The following is a 21,549-nucleotide window of genomic DNA, read 5'->3' as shown; positions in this document are numbered from 1 at the left end:
TTTAATTATACATTAGAACAAAAAATGATGTACCAAACAAATTTAACAATGACACAGGTAAACAAAATTTCCAACCAAAAGAAATTATTTGATCATAACGTGGTCTAGGTATTGATGCTCTTATTAAAATGAACAAAACAGTTAAAAAAAAAGTTTTTATAAGTAAACATAACATAGGAAAAGAACTAATACCTAAATATCCTCCAAAAAAAATACAAGACATAAAAGCCGAAATAGAAAATATGGATATATATTCTGCAATAAAAAACATACCAAACTTCATGCCAGAATATTCTATATGATATCCACCAGCTATATCTTGTTCAGATTCTGGCTGATCAAAAGGATGTCTATGACAAATAGCTAAACTTGCTATAAAAAACACAAAAAAATTTAAAAATTGCGGAACAATATTCCAAATGTGTTTTTGACTAAGTATAATATCATTAATATTACATGAATCAGATTGAATAACTATAGACATTAATGAAATTCCTAAAAAAATTTCGTAACTAATAGTTTGTGCTATCGATCTAATTACACCTAACAAAGAATATTTATTATTACTAGATATCCCAGATAATATAATTGAATATACAGTTAAACTAGATAACATAAAAAAAAATAATATCCCTGTATCTAAATGTAATATAGTATATCTACTAGAAAAAGGAATAATAAAGAACATAAATAGAGATATACAAAATGAAATAATAGGAGATATAAAAAATATAAACTTCTTACTAAATGGAGGAATCCAATCTTCTTTAAAAAATATTTTTATCATATCTGAAAATACTTGTAAGCATCCAAACCATCCTACCCTATTTGGCCCGCATCTATTTTGTAATAATGCTAACATTCTTCTTTCAAACATGCTAATACAAGCTCCAACTAGAGTTATAAAAAATATAAGTAAAAAAATTACAATAAAATCCGACAAAGTATTCATGATATTTTTGCTTTTTAATTAATAAATTTATATTATTTTAAATTTTTTGATTACAAAACTATTTAAAAACAATGGAACTCCACGTGAACCAATAGGTAGAGATATATAACCAGATTTTAAAAATTTTGAAAAATGTATTTGCACTTTAAAAGTTTTAGAATTAAATCTAAACAATAATATATGCCCTTTTTTTAGTTTTAAAAATTTTGCATGATTATAATTAATAATACCTTGTACAAAATCACTATCTATAGATATAAAATTAGAAAATTGAGTCATTTCTTCTATAGAAAACAAAGAATTGTATCTAGTAACAACAAGATGTTCCATGTTAATGTTTTTTTTAAAAAATATGTCGTATGGAGAGTGTACATTCTTTTTTACTTTATTAAACAATTTTTTTCCAGTAGAATATTTTTTTTCATCAATATTATTCCATGCATGCGAAGAATTTATTCCAGGATTCCAAACAAACGGTATATGACTGATTTTGTTATTAAAATTATTTGCCCCTTCCATAGAACAAGAAAACATAGTACTAGAATCATTAATAAAATTTTTATTAAAATCTTCTTTATTTTTTCGTAAAATAGTTCTTCCGCTGGCTCTATTAGGATATCTTGGTATCTTTTGCCCAAATATTCTAAAATTGTAACTTTGAGCACAGCTTTTAACTGCTTCTAAATCTGGAATTTTTATTACAATTAAGTTTATAATACTTTCTAAACTATAACACTCCGACTTAATGCCATTGATTTTATAATATATTTCACTTAACCATTTCCAGCTATCAAGTTTAATATAAGATTTTTTATAAATCTTTTTATCTAAAACTTTAAAATATTTTTGTGCTCTGACTTCATAGTTTATTACAGTTCCTGTACTTTCAAAAAAACTGTTAGAAGGAAGAGACAAATTAAACTTTTTAATACTACAAGTGTTTAAATGATCTAAAACTATTATCTTGTTTTTTAACGATACAATTTTTTTTATAATTTTTTTTGGAACTAATCTATATAAATCTGTTTCCATAAGTATTATAGCAACATTTCTTTTCGTACATGCTATATTCAATATTTTTTCTAAAGAAATTTTGCTCATTATAGAAACACCTATACTATTAGAATTCTGTGTTATAAATACACTACCAGTATTTTTATTAATTTTAGAAATGGAACTAATTAAATTAATACATGCTTTTGTTAAAAATACATCATTATCATTTAAACTTAATATTATTAGAGGTTTTTTACATTGTAAAAATGTACTTGCAATATATAAAACTTGTGATTTTATTAATTTAAAAAAATTGCATTCTTCAAATTTGTTTTTACATATTACTTTTTCTAAAAAAAATAAAAATCTAGATTGATCTTGATAATCCCCATAAAAATTTATTTTAGAGATATCCCTTAAACTAGTAACATCATTACTTAATGTAAACAAAGAGCTATGATTTTTTTCAAAAATTTTGTCTATTGTTGAAATTTTTAAAATATTGCATATTTTTTTGAAATTAATAGCATTAAGATTAAGTGTTTTTTTTACTAACTGTCTTATTGACAAAGACATTCTAGGAGCTGTGATAGTAATGTCTTGACCTATTACTATAGCAGCATCATAACTTTCAATTTCTTTTAATGTAGGAGTTTTTATGCAATTTTTTTTTAAAAACTTTATAATTAAATTTAAACATTTACTTTCTTTATCTAACATTCCGTTAGAAAATTTTTTTTGCCCTACAAAATTCAATAAAGCAAAATTATTTTCTATACTAGATCTAGAAGAACCTATACCTAATATCCTTTTTGCTCGTGACAATATTCTTGATGCTTCTTTAATAGCCATTTTTCTATCTAGTTTTATAAATTTATTACCATTATTCAAAATAGGATATGATGGTAAATTTTTTTCATTTACAAAATTATGTCCAAATCTTCCTAAATCACATATAAAATGTTGATTGATATCACCGTTATATCTATTTTCTACTTTTCTAAGTTTCCCTAATCTTTCGCAGGCAATTATATTACATCCAACACTACAAAAGTTACATATACTAGGAGAATGTTGCATGTCCCATTTTCTAACATAATCTGTATTATGTAATTTATCAGTAAAAACTCCAGTAGGACAAATTTCTATCAAATTCCCAGAATGTTCATTTTCTAAACTACCATCTTCTACTCTTCCAAAGTATAAGTTATTAGATGAGCCATATACATCAAAATCTTTTCCACCAGCATAATCTTTATAGAATCTAACACATCTATAACAAGAAATACACCTATTCATTTCATGCGATATAAACTTTCCTAAATACTGATTTTTATATACTCTCTTATTATATCTATAACGCCTTTTGTTATGACCTGATATCATAGTCATATCCTGTAAATGACAACTTCCTCCTTCTGGACATATTGGGCAATCATGAGGATGATGCAACATTAACAATTCTATAATATTTTTTCTAAATTTATATGCTTCTATATCATTAACATTAATTTCCATATTATCTATTGTTTGAAGCATACAAGACATAACTATTTTGTTTTGTAACACACCACTATTATCTACAAAACTATATTTTACAGCACATTGTCTACACGATCCAACACTACCTAAAGTGGGATGCCAACAAAAATATGGAATGTTTATATTATGTAAAAGACAATTCTGTAATACATTTTTAGACAAATCTACTTCATATCGTTTTTTATCTATTAACATTGTAGCCATAATTTAATTTCCGAAAATAATAAGTTAGCTAAAAACAATTGCGTTCATAAATTTTAAAATTTTTATATTTAATATAAATTATTTTTTATTAAGAGAAGGCAAAGATAAATTTATTCCTAAATCAAATTCTTCTCTAAAATATTTTATAGCATTATATAATGGACTAATTGCACCTGGTGCAAAAGCACAAAACGTTTTTCCTAGACTTAAATTTTCACATATTTCTTCTAATATTTCAATATCGCCTAGTCTACCATTTTTATTTTTTAAATCTCGTAATATTTTTATAGACCAAGGCAGACCTTCCCTACAAGGAGTACACCATCCACAAGATTCTCTAGAAAAAAAAGTTTCTATATTTAATAATAGTGATACAATATTAATTTTATTATCTATAGCAATAGAAATTGCAGTGCCTAATCTGCTTCCTACAGAGCTTATACTATTGAAATCCATAGAAATGTCTATATGAGTATTAGTTAATATTCCAGTACCTGCTCCCCCTGGAAGCCAAGCCTTCAACTGGTATCCATCCTGCATACCTCCAGCATAGTCTTCTAATATTTCTCTAGCTGTAATTCCAAAAGGCATCTCCCATAATCCTGGATTTTTAACTTTGCCTGAAAAACCCATTAATTTAGTTCCTGTATCAATATTGTTGGAAATATTCTTATACCAACCGGACCCATTTATTATTATAGAAGGTATATTAGATAAAGTTTCTACATTATTGACACAAGTTGGTTTTTCCCATAAACCGCTTTGAGACGGAAATGGAGGTTTATTTCTAGGAATAGGCCTTTTCCCTTCTAAAGAGTTTATTAATGCTGTTTCTTCTCCACAAATGTATCTACCAGCTCCTGAATGTATAAAAATTTTTAAATCAAATCCACTATGCAATATATTTTTTCCTATATAATTTTTGTTTTCAGCTTCCAATATAGCTTTTTCTAAAACTTCTTTTGGCAGAGTGTATTCTTCCCTTAAAAATATATAGCTACAAGAAGCTTGTATAGCATATGCACTCAATATAATCCCTTCTAGTAAGAGATGTGGCAATCTTTCCATGAGAAACCTATCTTTATATGTACCAGGTTCCATTTCATCAGCATTACACAATAAATATCTATTTTCTAAAAAATTTTTTTTGGAAATAAAACTCCATTTATCACCAGTTAAAAATCCAGCCCCTCCTCTACCTCTTAATTTAGAGTCTTTTATTATATTAATCACTTGATTAGGAGAAAGATTTTTTAAAGCAAATTTTAAAGCACTATACCCCCTTTTGCTTTCATATTCTTCAATAAAAATTGACTTGTTATAATCTACTATTCTCCATGTTAAAGGATGCGTCTCCTCTGTTTTAAAAAAAAAATTTTTCATCTCAAATTCTCTAATATATTAATAATTTTTCTGTTTGTTACGTTAGAAAATAAATTTTCATTAATCATAATAGTTGGACTATTATCACAATTACCTAAACAACATATAGGTATTAAAGTAAACTTTTTATCTTTAGTAGTATTTCCTGGGGTAATTTTTAAATAATTTGACATAGTTTTTTCTATTTTTTTATATCCATTTATATAACATACAACTCCATCACAATATTTTATAATATTTTTACCAACTGGCTGTCTAAATATCTGACTATAAAATGTAGCAATGCTTTCTATTTTAGAAACTGGAACTGAAACAATTTGTGAAACCTCTTTTATAACATCTAAAGATATCCATTTTAATCTTTGTTGTACATATTTTAAACATTCTACTACAGCAGCATTTGGATCTTCATATTTTTTTAACTCTGTTAAAATAAATTTTTGTTCTTTATTATTTAAAATATTTTTTTCTTTCATATAATATTAATATTTAATTAAAGTTTAAAAGTTTTTATCTATCTACATCTGACATTACAAAATCTATACTTCCTAAATATGCTATTAAGTCTGGAATACTATACCCTTTTATAACTTCAGGTATTTGTTGCAAATGAGCAAAACTAGGTGTCCTTATTCTAGTTCTGTAGCTCATATTGTTACCATCACTTATTATATAATAACTATTTACACCTTTAGTTCCTTCAACCATTTGAAACGATTCATTACAAGGCATTATTGGACCCCATGAAACTTGTAAAAAATGTGATATCATATTTTCAATGTTATAAAAAACCAAATTCTTCGCTGGGGGTGTAGCTAAAGGATGATCTGATTTAAAAGGACCTTCCGGCATATAATGCATACACTGGTTTAAAATAGACAAACTTTGAAAAATTTCTTCAAATTTTAATATAACCCTGGTATAACAATCGCTATTGTCTTCCCCTAAAGGTATTTTAAAATCAAAATTTTCATATCCAGAATATGGTCTAGACTTTCTTATATCAAAATTTACACCTGCAGCTCTCAATCCAGAACCAGTAACACCCCATTCTAATGCAGAATCTTTATTATACACAGCAATGTTTCTAGATCTGTTTATTAGTATACTGTTTTTTAAGGCAATTTTGTAATATTTATTTAACCTTTTTGGAATCCAGTCTAAACACTCCTTTAAAAGTGTATGCCACCCTTTTGGCAAATCGTTAGCCAATCCTCCTATTCTAAACCAAGCAGGATGCATTCTTAAGCCAGTAATAGCTTCTATAACATTATAAATTTTCTGGCGATCTGTAAATATCAAAAATATAGGAGTCATTGCGCCAATATCTTGAATAAAAGTAGCTATATACAGTAAATGACTGTTTATTCTAAAAAGTTCTGATAACATCACTCTTATAACTTTTACTCTTTCAGAAACAACAATATTTGCAAGTTTTTCTACAGATAATACATAAGGCATTTCATTTATACACCCTCCTAAATATTCTACTCTATCAGTGTAAGGTATATAACTGTGCCATGTTTGACGCTCAGACATTTTTTCAGCACCTCGATGGTGAAATCCTATGTCTGGAATGCAATCTACGATTAGTTCTCCATATAATTTTAATATTATTCTAAATACACCATGTACTGAAGGATGATTAGGACCTAAATTCAAAAACATAAAATTGCAATTTTTTTTGTTATCTTTCATGCCCCAATCTTTAGGATTAAATTTTAAAGATTCCATTTCTAAATTTTCTAAATCATCTGTTAAATTATACTCTTCTCTTTCTGTAGCTCTAGCTAAATAGTCCTTTCTAAGAGGGTATCCATCCCAATTTTTTGGCATAATTATTCTTCTCAAAAATGGATGTCCAATAAATTTTATTCCGAACATTTCCCATGTTTCACATTCATACCAATTAGCATTTTTAAAAATTGTAGTAATACTATTTATATTTAAATTATTACTTTTAAGAGGAACTTTTATTAATATATCCTTATTTCTTTCTATAGAAATCAAATGATAAAAAACAGAAAAATCTGACTTAGGCAATTCATCCTTGCACATCCTGGCCCTCTCATCAACACCATGTAGATCATACAAAAAAATATATGGTTTTTTAATACTTTTTAAAAACCATAACACATTCTTTAAAATACTCTTTTTTATCCATAATACATCACATCCAATTTTCGTGTCTTGTATATGTAATATTTTATTATTAAAAATTTTAATAATTTTTTTAATAGTATTAACATCATTAAGGTTATGTATTCCTATCTGTTTTTCAAGATATATTGTTTTTTTTTTCATTTTTTTAATTGTCAAATTGTGTCTGGACTATTATATTTTTTAATTATGTTTCTAGAATGTCTTTTTAATATTTTCTCTGACTTTCTTTCAAATTTATAATATTTTTTTTCATCCATAATCCATGATAATGGTCTTTTTTCTGCTGATATAGACTTTTGTAATAAATTTAATGCATGTATATATGCTTCAGGTCTAGGCGGACAACCTGGTACATAAACATCAACTGGAATAATCTTGTCTACTCCTTGTACAACCGAATATATATCATACATACCACCCGAGTTTGCGCATGCACCCATAGAAATCACCCATTTAGGTTCTAACATTTGATCATATAGCAATTTTATTACTGGCGCCATTTTTATAAATGGAGTTCCTGATATAACCATTAAATCTGATTGTCTAGGAGAAGTTCTAATAACTTCAGATCCAAATCTAGAAACATCATGAAAAGAAGTAAAACTTGTAGCCATCTCTACATAGCAACAAGACAAACCAAAATTATAAGGCCATATAGAATTTTTTCTTCCCCAATTCACTATTTTGTTTAAAACTTTTTTTAAGTTTCCAAAAAATATATTTTTTATACCTCTATTTTTTACATCAGAATTACTATATTTTTTTGACACACTATTATTTATTCTAGTAACAGTATATTTCATATGAAATCCTTATAAAAAGTTTTAATATCTTTTATTAAAATTAAAAATATTTAGTCTAATTATATAAAATAAACTTAGAAACATAGTGAACACAAAACATAAAGCTTCAAAAAAACCAGGCCACAATGTGTGTCTTACACTAATAGACCAAGTATATAAATATAAAGATTCTACATCAAAAACTACAAAAAAGATCACTATTAAATAAAACTGTACAAAAGATTTTAAACTAGAATTTTCATAAGAGTATATTCCTGACTCAAATGGCAAATTTTTATTTTTAGATGCAATTCTATTACCTAAAAAATTACTAATTAACAATATTAACAAACAAAATACTACTGAAGATATAAAACAAACTAAAATAGAATAAATTTTCATATTTTCTTAACACAAAAAATAATATTTTATATATAAAAAAATAAAATAATAATATCATTATATAATAATTATTTTTTATATTGATACAAATACTTAGAAAAATCAATTTTTTTAACATATTTGCACTTGATTGATATAATAAACGACCCCATGATAATTATTATAAGAAAAATTTTAACTGTATTAATATTATTATAGTAACAAAATAAAAAAGGAAAAATATGAGTAAAATAATAGGTATAGATTTAGGAACTACAAATTCCTGTGTAGCTATAATAGATGGAAATAATAACAAAGTATTAGAAAATTCAGAAGGAGATAGAACTACACCATCAATAATAGCGTATACACAAGAAGGAGAAGTATTAGTAGGACAACCAGCTAAAAGACAAGCAATAACTAATCCTAAAAATACATTATTTGCAATAAAACGACTAATAGGAAGAAAATTTACAGATAAAGAAGTACAAAAAGATATAAAAATAATGCCTTATGAAATAATAAACTCTAAAAATGGAGACGCTTGGATAAAAGTAAAAAATAAAAAAATAGCTCCTCCTCAAATTTCAGCTGAAATACTTAAAAAAATGAAAAAAACAGCTGAAGAATATATTGGAGAAAAAGTACAACAAGCAGTAATAACTGTTCCAGCGTATTTTAATGATGCACAAAGACAAGCTACAAAAGATGCAGGGAAAATTGCTGGACTAGAAGTGAAAAGAATAATAAACGAACCTACTGCGGCAGCTTTAGCTTATGGGCTAGATAAAAATAAGGGAAATAGAACTATAGCCGTATATGATTTGGGAGGCGGAACTTTTGATATTTCTATTATCGAAATAGATGAAGTAGACAAAGAAAAAACTTTTGAAGTATTATCTACAAATGGTGACACGCATTTAGGAGGAGAAGATTTTGACAGTAGAATAATAAATTACTTAGTAGAAGAGTTTAAAAAAGAACAAGGCATAGATCTTAGACAAGACCCATTAGCTATGCAAAGATTGAAAGAATCTTCTGAAAAATCGAAAATAGAATTGTCCACGTTAACACAAACTGATATAAACTTACCTTATATAACTGCTGATTCTAATGGTCCAAAACATTTTAACATAAAGTTAACTAGAACCAAATTAGAATCATTAGTAGAAGACTTAATAAAAAGATCCATAAAACCTTTAGAAATTGCACTGAAAGACGCAAAATTATCAAAAAAAGATATACACGACATAATTTTAGTTGGCGGACAAACCAGAATGCCAATGGTACAAAAAGAAGTTGAAAAATTTTTTGGGAAAAAGCCTAGAAAAGATGTAAATCCTGACGAAGCTGTGGCAGTAGGAGCTGCTGTGCAAGGAGGAGTATTATCTGGTGCAGTAAAAGATGTTTTATTGCTTGATGTAACACCATTGTCATTAGGTATAGAAACTATGGGGGGAGTCATGACTTCTCTTATAAACAAAAATACTACTGTTCCTACTAAACATAGTCAAATTTTTTCTACAGCTGAAGATAATCAATCAGCAGTAACTATACATGTGTTACAAGGAGAAAGAAAAAGAGCTATAAACAATAAATCGTTAGGTCAATTTAATTTAGATGGAATACAACCTGCACCAAGAGGTATGCCTCAAATAGAAGTCACATTTGATATAGATGCAGATGGCATCTTACATGTTTCTGCAAAAGATAAAAATACTAATAAAGAACAAAAAATAACTATTAAAGCATCATCAGGGCTAAGTAAATCAGAAATACAAGATATGATACATGATGCTGAAAAAAATGCTGAAAATGACAAAAAATTTGAAGATTTGATGGCAGTAAGAAACCATGGAGATCAAATTTCGCACAGTACTAAAAAACAACTTGCAGAACATTCAAAAAATATTAGTAAAGAAAATAAAGAAAAAATAGAAAAATCTTTGCAAGCATTAGATTTATCATTAAAAGGAGAAAATAAAAAAGAGATAGAAGAAAATATACAATTAGTACTAAAAATATCTTCTAAAATTATTAAATTTAATAATAATACAAATTTTAGCAACACAAAGAAAAAACAGAAAGAAAAAAAAGAAAATGATGTAGTAGATGCTGAGTTTGAAGAAGTAAAAAATTCTAAAAAATAAAAAACTTATTTAATAAAAATGTTTTTTAAAATCAATAAAAATTCACACGGGACAGATTTTTCTGAACCCGTGATTTTTATATATTAAAATTTAGGAAGCTAAAGCGTGTCTAAAAAAGATTACTATAAAATTTTAGGAATCTCTCAATCAGCAACAGATATAGAAATAAAAAAAGCTTACAAGAGATTAGCAATAAAATATCATCCTGATAGAAATCAGGGAAATAAAAGTTATGAAGAAAAGTTCAAAGAAGTAAAAGAAGCCTATGAAATATTATCAAATTCAGAAAAGAGATCTGCATATGATAAATATGGACATCAAGCTTTTGATCAAACAAGTTCAAACAATAATTTTCATGGAAGTTATTCAAACACAAATGATTTCGGAGATATTTTTGGAGAAGTTTTTGGAGACATTTTTGGAGATGGGGGTGGCAATAGAGAAGAAAGAGGTTCAGATTTACAATATGAATTAGAAATAAATTTAGAAGATGTAGTTAACGGAGTAGAAAAAGAAATAAAAATTCCTACATTAAAAAAATGTAACTTTTGTAAAGGAACTGGAAATAGAAAAATATTAGACAATAATAAGTGTTATACATGTCAAGGTAATGGTCAAATACACGTAAGAAAAGGATTTTTCACTGTACAACAAACTTGTTATACGTGCCACGGAAAAGGAAAATATATAAAAGATCCTTGCTACAAATGTAACGGAGAAGGAAGAATAAGCACGATAAGAAAACTTCTAGTAAAAATACCACCTGGAATAAACACTGGAGATAAAATTAGACTAAGTTCTGAAGGAGAAGCAGGAAAAAACAATTCTCCTAATGGAGACTTATATGTAATAGTGAAAGTAAAAAAACATCAAATTTTTAAAAGAAAAAAAACAAATTTATATTGTAATATACCGATAAATTTTTCTACAGCAGCTTTAGGAGGAACTATAGAAGTTCCAACTTTAAATGGAAAAATCAAGTTAAAAATTCCTAAAGAAACACAATATGGAAAATTGTTTAGAATAAGAGAAAAAGGTGTAACTTCTATAAACAATAATTGTTTGGGTGATTTAATATGTAAAATAATAGTTGAAACACCAGTTAACTTAAACGATAACCAAAAAAAAATAATCTTTGAGCTTGGAAAAAGTTTAAATAAATCTAATGGAAATAAAAATAGCCCTAAATATGCGAGATTTTTTTATAAGGTTAAAAAATTTTTTGAAAATTTAAGAAGATATAAAATATAAAATATTGCTTCCTTAACTTTTAAATAAGGAGGCAATTTATCGAATACCTTCAAATAATAGTTTCTAATGTTATAACTTTTCTATAATTATTTAATTTTTCAATTGTATATTTTTAATATACTTTACCAAATTACTTTTATACTTCTTAGCTCTATTTTTATGTATAATTCCTTTGTTAGCACATCTATCTACAATAGATTGAAAACTTTTAAAATGAGTTAAACAATTGTTTAAATCTTTTTTTTCTAAACTAAATTTTACTTTTTTAAAAAAGGTTTTTATTTTAGATTTGTTGCTTACATTATTTAATCTACGGTAAATAGATTTTATTTTATCTTTTTTAGAAGAATTTATGTTTGCCATAGTTTTTTTATTAAATATAATTTATAAAACCAATTGTAAATATAAAAGTTCAGTTAATATTTTAAATTATACTATTAAAATAGTTTTAAACTTTAATACAAATACTACTTTATATAAATTAAAATATTTTTATATACAAATAAATAATAACATAAAAGAATTAATTTTATATAAAAATTTAAAAAAAATAGTAACATTTTATAGTAAAATACAATATATAAATATATACCAAAAAACATTTTAAAATAATATTATTAAAATTTTACAAACAAACAAAATAAAATAAAATAAAAAAATATGAAAAATTATAAAAAAACATTAAATTTACCTAAAACTAAATTTTCTATGAGAGCAAATTTAACACAAAATGAGCCTAAAATATTAAAAAAATGGGAAAATATTGATATATATAAAATAATAGAAAAAAAAAATATAAATAAAAAAAAATTTATATTACAAGATGGACCCCCTTATGCTAATGGTAATATACATATAGGACACGCACTAAACAAAGTGTTAAAGGATATTGTAATAAAATCTAAAAATTTATCTGGTTTTAATACATTATACACGCCAGCATGGGATTGTCATGGTCTTCCAATTGAACATAAAGTTGAAGAAAAGTTTAAAAAACAATCAAAAAAAATATCAAGAAAAGAGTTTACAAATGAATGTAAAAAATATGTATTGAAACAAATAAAAAAACAAAAAAAAGAATTTATAAGATTAGGCATATTTACGAAATGGAACGATCCATATCTTACTATGGATATAAAAAATCAAGGAAATGTCATAAACCAATTAAAAAAAATAATTGAAAAAAAATATATATATTCTGCATACAAACCTATACATTGGTGTATAAAATGTAAATCTTCTTTAGCTGAAGCTGAATTAAATTATAAAAAAAAAAGATGTAATACAATTTTTGTATTGTTTAAAATACTAGAAACAGAAAAAGTTAAACAACTATTCAAAATTAAACAAAAAAATAAAAAAAATATTTATGCTCCTATTTGGACTACAACTCCTTGGAGTTTACCGTCAAATCAAGCTATATCTTTAAACCCAAATATAGAATATAATCTCATAGAAACAAAAAAAAACAATTTAATTATTGCAAAAAAAATAACTAAAAATGTTTTAGAAGAGTTTAAAATATTAAAATATAAAATAATAAATAATGTAATTGGAAAAAAGCTAGAACTAACAAATTGTAGTCATCCATTTTTTAAAAAAAAAGTTCCTATTATTTTATCTAATCATGTGAATTTAAAAGTTGGGACAGGTATAGTGCACATAGCACCAGACCATGGACTAGAAGATTTTGAAGCTAGCAAAAAATATAATATAAAGCCATTAAATTTCATTAAAAAAGATGGTTGTTATATAAAAGGTATTCATAAATTATTAGATAATATTTCTATATTTTGTTCTGACAAAATTATTATAAAAATACTAGAAGAAAAAAGTAAGATAATATATAAAAAAAATATTATACATAAATATCCATTTTGTTGGAGACACAACTATCCAATAATATTTATTTCACGACCTCAATGGTTTATAAAATTAGATAAACATGGATTAAGAAAAAAAATTATTAAGGAAATAAAAAAAGTAAAATGGAGTCCATCGTGGGGAAGGAATAAAATGATCAAAATGTTATCAGAAAGACCAGACTGGTGTATTTCTAGACAAAGATATTGGGGTGTACCTATAACAATTTTTATAGAAAAAAAAACTAATAAAATGCATACTAATACTAAAAATTTTATTAAAAAAATTCAAGAAAAAATATATAACTTAGATTATGGATATTGGAGTAAAATAAACCAAAAAAAATTTTTAAAAGATGATAACAAAAACTTTTTTAAAAGTACAGATGTATTAGATGTATGGTTTGATTCTGGATCTATAAATGTAAAATCTATATATAATAATTTAAAATCTAACTCACAATCAGATTTGTATATAGAAGGATCAGATCAATATAGAGGTTGGTTTATGTCTTCTATGATAATTTTTGTAGCTACACAAAATATTTCACCGTGTAAACATATAATAGCACATGGATTTGTAGTAGATAAACACGGTAAAAAAATGTCTAAATCAAAAGGAAACGTTATATCACCTGACAAAATAATAAAAAAGTTTGGAGCTGACATTTTACGATTATGGGTTTCTTCTACTGATTATTCTAAAGAGATAGTCATGTCAGAAGATGTTGTTAAAAATATAGTAGATATATATAGAAAAATAAGAAATACAATTAGATTCATATTGTCTAATTTATATGATTTTAATCCATTAGAAGAAACAATAAGTTATAAGAAATTAATATTAATAGATAAATGGATTATATTAAAAACACATGCAATTCAGCAAAAAATAATAAAATTTTATAAAAATTACAAATTTCATAAAGTTACTAATATTATTTCAAAATTTTGCATTATAGAATTAGGATCTTTTTATTTAGATATAGTAAAGGATAGATTATATACACTTCCTAAAAGTAGTTTAGAAAGAAAAAGCTGTCAAACAGCATTGTTTAATGTTTTAAAATCATTAGTAATATGGATCTCTCCTATTTTACCTTTTACTTCACACGAAGTATGGAGTTTTGTTGAAAATAAACCTGATAGCTATATATTTACACAAACATGGCATGAGTACATAAAAAATTTTTCAGAATATAATAAAGATTTAAATTTATTAGATTGGGATAAGTTAATATGCATAAAAAATCAAGTAAATCGAGAAATAGAAAGATCTATTAAAAAAAAAATTGTAAAAAGTTCCTTAGAATGCAACTTAAAAATATATGTAAGTGACGAAATAGAAAAAGAAATTAGAACACTAAAAAAAGAAATAAAATTTATATTCATAGTTTCGAAAGTAGAAATAAAAAAAAGTAATAAAAATACAAAAACAAAACTAAAAATAAAAGTTACAAAAGCATTAGGAAACAAGTGTAATAGATGTTGGAATGTATTTGAAATAAAAGAAACACAAAATGTTAAAAAAAGTAATATATGTAACAGATGTATAAAAAATATGACAAAATATGGAGAAACAAGAAATTTTGTATAATATTTTCCTTAAAAAACACAAATTTAATAAAAAAATTTAACAAATAAATATAATTTTATATCAATAAAAAAATCAATAAAAATTGATTAAAACAATTTATAAAAATAATATTTATATTATGCTACATTTTATAAAAAAAATGTAATAATATATAAAATATTTAAAATATTTAGAAAATATGAAAAATAAAAAAATAAAAATTGCATTGTCTGGTTCTACAGGAAAAATGGGCCATGTAATATTAAAAGAAATTAAACAAATATATAATGTAGAACTATCAATATTATTAGTTAGAAAAAAAAACAACAAAGAAAAAAATGTTTCTAATAATGAAACTAAAAATAAATCAATATTAACATGTACATCTTTAAAAAATACTTATAAAAATTTTGATATTATGATAGATTTTTCTGAAGCAAAAAATACAATAAAAAATGTGAAATATTGTGTAAAGCATAAAAAAAATATAATAATTGGAACTACAGGATTTAGTGATTCTGAAGAAAGTTTTATAAAAAAATCTGCTAAAAAAATTTGTATAGTAAAATCAGCAAATTTTAGTCATGGAATTAATATAATATATTTAATACTAGAAAATATAATAAATAAGATAAAACTTAAAAAAATTAAAATAATAGACAAACATCACAAACATAAACAAGATTCTCCTTCAGGAACTGCTATTGAAATTGGAAGAATTATAAACAAAAAATTTGGAAAATATAATACAAAAAGAGAAGTTTTAAATAATAAAAATATTAATTTTATATCAAAAAGAAAAGGAGAAGTTATTGGTAATCATACAATATTGTTTTCAAATAAAAACGAAATTTTAAAAATTACACATAAAGCAAAAAACAGATCTATTTTTGCGAAAGGAGCTATACAATCTGCAATATGGTCTTTTAAGAAAATAAAAGGATTGTTTAGTATGAAAAATGTAGTTAACAAAAATGAAGATATATTATGGTAAAAACATGTAAAAAAGCAGTTTTAATGTTAGAAAATGGAAAAATGTTTAAAGGAAAATTATCTGGTGTAAGAAATTTTTGTGTAGGCGAAATAGTATTCAATACTGCAATGACTGGATATCAAGAAATTATGACAGATCCATCATATCTGAATCAAATAGTATTACTAACTTCACCACATATAGGAAATACAGGAATAAATTATGAAGACAATGAATCTAATACTGTGCACTTAAGCGGATTAATATTAAAAGAAATTTGTAATTTTCCAAATCATTACAAACACCAAAAAAAATTAACAGAGTTTATTGAAGAAAAAGGAATAATTGCTATATCTGACATAGATACTAGAAAAATAACTAGAATATTAAGAAATATAGGGATACAAATAGGATGTATATTTTTAGATAAAAAAGAAAATTATAAAATAGCTGAAAAAAAAATAACAATTTTTAAACAAAACTATAAGACAAAAAAAAATAAAAAAAAAAAATATAAAAGTATACATGATTGGGATAATACTAATAAAAAAAGTATAAAAAAAAAAGAAACAAATGATATGTTAAATTTAATAGTATATGATTATGGAATAAAACTTAACATAGTAAATATATTATTAAATTATAATTGTAAAATTACAATTGTTCCACCCAGTACTACACTACAAGAAATCTTAAAATATAAACCTCATGGAATATTATTATCTAACGGTCCAGGCGACCCTAACAAATATTCTGTAGAAGTAAAAATAATAAGTACAATTTTATCAAAAACAAAAATACCAATTTTAGGAATTTGTTTAGGACATCAGTTATTAGCTTTATCCAGTGGGATGAAAATAAAAAAAATGAAATTTGGGCATCATGGAGTAAACCATCCTATTAAAGAATTTTCAAGTAACAAAATTATGATTACGTCACAAAATCATAATTTTTCTGTATTATACACAAAGAAAATAAAAAATATAAAAATTACACACATTTCTTTATTAGACAATACTATCCAAGGAATATCAATAAAAAAAAGAAATGCTTTTGGTTTTCAAGGTCATCCAGAAGCCAGTCCTGGCCCTCATGATTCAAAAAAAATATTAATATATTTCATAAAAAATATGGAAAAATATAAAAAGCAGAGAAACCGAAAATGCCTATAAGAAAAGATATAAAAACTATTTTAGTAATAGGATCAGGCCCTATTGTTATAGGCCAAGCTTGTGAATTTGATTATTCAGGTACTCAATCCTGTAAAGCACTTAAAGAAGAAGGTTTTAGAGTAATTTTAATAAATTCTAATCCTGCAACAATAATGACAGACCCGGACATAGCAGACGAAACGTATATAGAACCAATACACTGGAAAATAATAGAAAAAATAATAAAACGAGAAAAACCAGAAGCTATACTTCCTACTATGGGGGGGCAAACAGCTCTAAATTGCGTAATGCAGCTATATGAAAAAAAAATATTATATAAATATAAAGTGGAAATTATAGGAGTTACAATAGATGCAATAAAAAAATCTGAAAATAGAAAATTATTTAAAAAAGCTATGAAAGAAATACACTTAACTACAGCAAAATCTAAAATTGCAAATAGTATAAATTCAGCTGAAAAAATTTTAAATGAAGTAGGATTACCATGTATAGTAAGATCATCATTTACTATGGGAGGAAGTGGAAGTGGAATAGCAACTAATTTTAAAGAATTCAAAAAAATATGTAAGTCAGCATTAGAATCCTCTCCGATTTCACAAGTACAGATAGATGAATCTCTGATAGGATGGAAAGAGTTTGAAATAGAAATTATAAAAGATTCAAATAATAATAGTATAGTAGTATGCTCTATAGAAAACATTGACCCTATGGGAATACACACTGGAGATTCTATAACAATTGCTCCAGCTCAGACATTAACAGACAAAGAATATCAATATATGAGAAACTCCTCCATTTCTATATTAAAAAAAATAGGAATAAAAACAGGAGGATCTAATGTACAATTTGCACTAAATCCAGAAAATGGAAAAATAATAGTAATCGAAGTAAATCCTAGAGTATCTAGATCTTCTGCTCTAGCATCAAAAGCTACTGGTTATCCAATAGCAAGAATAGTTACGAAATTATCAGTTGGTTATACTTTAGATGAATTAGAAAATAATATTACTAAAAATAATATAACAGCATCTTTTGAACCTTCAATAGACTATATAGTAACAAAAATGCCTAAATTTAACTTTGAAAAATTTCAAAATTGTAACGATAGGCTGACTACACAGATGAAATCTGTAGGTGAAATTATGTCGATAGGAAGAACATTCAAAGAATCTTTACAAAAAGGTCTATGTAGTTTAGAAAGCGGAATAAATGGTTTTTCTACAAATATAAACAAAATAAAAAATAAAAAAAAAATAGAATATGAATTACGGTCAGCTGGACCAAACAGAATTTTGTATATAGCTGACGCTATTCGAATAGGATATAATTTAAATAAAATATTTAATTTAACTAAAATTGACAAATGGTTTTTAAACCAATTTTTTGAAATAATTAAATTAGAAAAAAAAATATCTAAAAAAAATAAAGATAATATAAGTATTAAATTTTTAAAACTAATTAAAAAAAGTGGTTTTTCGGATTCTAGAATAGCTTATTTAATGAAAACCACAGAAGATGAAATAAGAAGAATTAGATATGAAAATAAACTATATCCAGTATACAAAAGAATAGATATGTGCTCGGCTGAATTTCCATCTAAAACTTCATATATGTATTCTACATGGGAAGATGAATGTGAATCGAATCCTACTAAAAATAAAAATAAGGTTTTAATAATAGGAAGCGGTCCAAATAGAATAGGTCAAGGAATAGAATTCGATTATTGCTGTGTACATGCTGCTATAGAATTAAAAAAAATGAACTTTGAAACAATCATGATAAATTGTAATCCAGAAACTGTATCTACAGATTACAATATATCTGACAGATTATATTTTGAACCCATCACTATAGAACATGTATTAAACATAATAAACATCGAGAAACCTATAAAAATTTTAATACAATATGGAGGACAAACCCCATTAAAATTATCAAAAAAATTAAGTCAAGAAAAAATAAAAATTTTAGGTACTAGTATACAAAGTATTCATAAAACAGAAAATAGAGAAGAATTTAAAAAAGTAATAAAACACTTAAATTTAAAACAACCAAAAAATTCTACAGTAACAAATTTAGAACAAGCATTGTTAAAATCTAAAAAAATTGGATATCCAATAATAATAAGACCATCCTATGTTTTAGGAGGTAAAAATATGGAAATTGTATACAGTGATAAAGAATTAAAAAATCATTTTAAAAAGATTTATAATAAAAATAACAAAAAACCAATTTTGTTAGATCATTATTTAGAAAATGCTATAGAAATAGATGTAGATGCAATATGTGATAAACAAACTGTTTTTATAGCCGGAATTTTAGAACATATAGAAAAAGCAGGTATTCACTCAGGAGATTCTGCTTGTACAATTCCTACTTATACCATAAGTAAAAATATAAAAAATAAACTTGTAAAACAATCAAAAAAATTATCAATATATTTAAAAATTAAAGGTATGATAAATATACAATTTGCAATAAAAAATGACAAAATATATATATTAGAAGTTAACCCTAGAGCTTCTAGAACTATACCTTTTATATCAAAGTCTATAGGAATTCCATTAGCAAAAATTGCATCTAAAGTTATGTGCGGTATTACGTTAAAAGAACAAAACATAACACAAGAAGTAATAACACCATATTACTCTATTAAAGAATCAATATTTCCATTTAATAAATTTTATGACTCTGATTATATACTTGGACCTGAGATGAAATCTACTGGAGAAATTATGGGGATAGGACGCAATTTTTCAGAAGCTTTTTCTAAAATAATACTATCACATAATACAAACATAAATAGAACAAAAAAAGTTTGTATTTTAATAAAAAAATCAGAACAAAAAAAAATAATAAACATATCTAAAAAATTAAAAAAATTAGGATATACAATATATACCACAAAAAATATATATAATTTTTTAAAAAAACATAAAATAAGAACATTAATATTAAAAATAGAAAAAAATGAACATAACATTTTACACGATGTTGCAGAAAAAAAATTTGGATATATAATAAATACTCTTAATAATAAAAAAAATAATAAAGATTTTTTTTTAAAAATAATAAAAATTGCAATTAAACATAATATTTATTTTGATACTACAATTAGATTATCTAATGCTACAGTTTACGCATTAAATAAAAATCCTATTAACCATATAAATTCTTTACAAAAATTACATAAAAAAATAAAATATAAAATATAATAAATATCCCGAAAATTTTTTGTTATAATAATATTTTAACAAAAAATTTTCGTGTAGTTACAATATGAAATCTGTTAAAAGACATATGATTAATTAAAATACTCATAAAATTTTTTCTTATCTTTCCATCTTAATAAAGTTAACTTGTTACCCCAACAACAACCAGTATCCATCGCATAAAAATTTTTTGGCGTTCCTTTACCATTTAAATTAGACCAATGACCAAAAATTATATTAAAATTATCTGGAAGTTTGTTTTTGATTGAAAACCATGGAACTAAATTATTTTTATATTTTTCTGCAGGATAATTCTTATATTCTAAATCTAAATTATTAGTATCTTTAATAACATATCTCATTCTAGTAAAACTATTTATAGCAAATTTTATTTTATCATAATATTCTAAATTTTTATTCCAATTACATTGATTTTCGTTAGATAGATTAAGTATTTTAAAAATTCTTTCATAATTATTACAACTCAATATTTTTTCTATACTTTTAGAATAAAATTGAGATAAATTAATATCCCAATGTGGTGGTATCCCAGCATGAGAAATGATGAACTTTTTTTCTAAACTAACTCTTACTAAAGGCTGTTTTCTAAGCCATTCTATTATATCTTTAAAATCTTTAGTATGATAGTAAGACTTTTTAAAAACATTTAGCTTGTTTGGATATAATATCATTTCAAAAAATGACCTTATTAGGTTTAAATCATGATTACCTAATACTATTTTTATAGAATTTTTATGATTATATAAAAATTTTAAAACTTTTATTGAATCAGGTCCTTTAGATACTAAATCTCCTGTAACCCATAATTTGTCTGTATTATAGTTAAAAGAAACTTTTTTTAATAAATTTGTTAATTGTTTAAAACAACCATGTATATCACCAATAAAATAAATACTCATGTATATTTAAAAAAATAAAAAAATATAATT

14 protein-coding genes and 1 pseudogene are annotated in these 21,549 nt (G+C 24.4%); 6 read left to right on the top strand and 9 right to left on the bottom strand.

The window, feature by feature from the left end:
• Position 1: 1 nt before the first annotated feature.
• The 7 genes and pseudogenes from nuoH to ndhC form a co-directional block, all read right to left on the bottom strand.
• On the bottom strand, positions 2–952 hold the full coding sequence (gene nuoH, locus RJI84_RS00600) for an NADH-quinone oxidoreductase subunit NuoH (RefSeq protein ID WP_343189193.1): 951 nt from the start codon (positions 950–952) through the stop codon (positions 2–4).
• Positions 953–979: 27 nt separating this feature from the next.
• Positions 980–3,694 carry an NADH-quinone oxidoreductase subunit NuoG gene (gene nuoG / locus RJI84_RS00595; protein ID WP_343189192.1) on the bottom strand — a complete coding sequence of 905 codons (2,715 nt, stop codon included), beginning with the start codon at positions 3,692–3,694 and terminating at the stop codon, positions 980–982.
• Positions 3,695–3,805: 111 nt separating this feature from the next.
• Positions 3,806–5,077 (bottom strand): annotated as a pseudogene (nuoF, locus tag RJI84_RS00590) (NADH-quinone oxidoreductase subunit NuoF); the annotation flags it as partial.
• A complete protein-coding gene (gene nuoE / locus RJI84_RS00585; RefSeq protein WP_343189191.1) occupies positions 5,074–5,553 on the bottom strand; it encodes an NADH-quinone oxidoreductase subunit NuoE in 480 nt (159 codons plus the stop codon). The gene nuoE and the pseudogene nuoF, both read right to left, overlap by 4 nt.
• 34 nt (positions 5,554–5,587) lie before the next feature.
• Positions 5,588–7,381 carry an NADH-quinone oxidoreductase subunit C/D gene (gene nuoC / locus RJI84_RS00580; RefSeq protein ID WP_343189190.1) on the bottom strand — a complete coding sequence of 598 codons (1,794 nt, stop codon included), beginning with the start codon at positions 7,379–7,381 and terminating at the stop codon, positions 5,588–5,590.
• Between the two features lie 11 nt (positions 7,382–7,392).
• Complete coding sequence (locus RJI84_RS00575; RefSeq protein ID WP_343189189.1) at positions 7,393–8,043, bottom strand: NADH-quinone oxidoreductase subunit B; 651 nt, start codon at positions 8,041–8,043, stop codon at positions 7,393–7,395.
• 21 nt (positions 8,044–8,064) lie between these two features.
• Complete coding sequence (gene ndhC, locus RJI84_RS00570; protein ID WP_343189188.1) at positions 8,065–8,424, bottom strand: NADH-quinone oxidoreductase subunit A; 360 nt, start codon at positions 8,422–8,424, stop codon at positions 8,065–8,067.
• A 221-nt stretch (positions 8,425–8,645) separates the two neighbouring features.
• On the opposite strand from ndhC, the gene dnaK reads away from it, so the two are divergent.
• Positions 8,646–10,553, top strand: coding sequence for a molecular chaperone DnaK (gene dnaK / locus RJI84_RS00565; protein WP_343189187.1), 1,908 nt, complete (start codon positions 8,646–8,648; stop codon positions 10,551–10,553).
• Positions 10,554–10,658: 105 nt separating this feature from the next.
• Entirely contained in the window at positions 10,659–11,804 is a 1,146-nt protein-coding gene (gene dnaJ / locus RJI84_RS00560) for a molecular chaperone DnaJ (protein ID WP_343189186.1), read from the top strand.
• Between the two features lie 90 nt (positions 11,805–11,894).
• Here dnaJ and rpsT read toward each other — a convergent pair whose 3' ends face one another.
• Positions 11,895–12,167 carry a 30S ribosomal protein S20 gene (gene rpsT, locus RJI84_RS00555; protein WP_343189185.1) on the bottom strand — a complete coding sequence of 91 codons (273 nt, stop codon included), beginning with the start codon at positions 12,165–12,167 and terminating at the stop codon, positions 11,895–11,897.
• Between the two features lie 297 nt (positions 12,168–12,464).
• On the opposite strand from rpsT, the gene ileS reads away from it, so the two are divergent.
• The 4 genes from ileS (at position 12,465) to carB (ending at position 20,602) form a co-directional block, all read left to right on the top strand.
• Positions 12,465–15,263, top strand: coding sequence for an isoleucine--tRNA ligase (gene ileS / locus RJI84_RS00550; RefSeq protein ID WP_343189184.1), 2,799 nt, complete (start codon positions 12,465–12,467; stop codon positions 15,261–15,263).
• Between the two features lie 178 nt (positions 15,264–15,441).
• On the top strand, positions 15,442–16,236 hold the full coding sequence (gene dapB, locus RJI84_RS00545; protein ID WP_343189183.1) for a 4-hydroxy-tetrahydrodipicolinate reductase: 795 nt from the start codon (positions 15,442–15,444) through the stop codon (positions 16,234–16,236).
• Positions 16,230–17,387, top strand: coding sequence for a glutamine-hydrolyzing carbamoyl-phosphate synthase small subunit (gene carA / locus RJI84_RS00540; protein WP_343189182.1), 1,158 nt, complete (start codon positions 16,230–16,232; stop codon positions 17,385–17,387). The genes dapB and carA overlap by 7 nt, the downstream gene beginning before the upstream one ends.
• Positions 17,378–20,602: a carbamoyl-phosphate synthase large subunit gene (gene carB, locus RJI84_RS00535; protein ID WP_343189181.1), complete on the top strand. Its 3,225-nt coding sequence runs from the start codon at positions 17,378–17,380 to the stop codon at positions 20,600–20,602. Before carA ends, carB begins: the two co-directional genes overlap by 10 nt.
• An 89-nt stretch (positions 20,603–20,691) precedes the next feature.
• On the opposite strand, the gene RJI84_RS00530 is transcribed toward carB, so the two are convergent.
• Complete coding sequence (locus RJI84_RS00530; protein ID WP_343189180.1) at positions 20,692–21,519, bottom strand: symmetrical bis(5'-nucleosyl)-tetraphosphatase; 828 nt, start codon at positions 21,517–21,519, stop codon at positions 20,692–20,694.
• Positions 21,520–21,549 lie beyond the last annotated feature (30 nt).

This window comes from Buchnera aphidicola (Chaitoregma tattakana) (assembly GCF_039370165.1).
In the GTDB taxonomy this organism is placed as follows: Bacteria; Pseudomonadota; Gammaproteobacteria; order Enterobacterales; family Enterobacteriaceae; genus Buchnera_G; species Buchnera_G aphidicola_F.
This window is presented reverse-complemented; position numbering and strand designations above follow the sequence as displayed.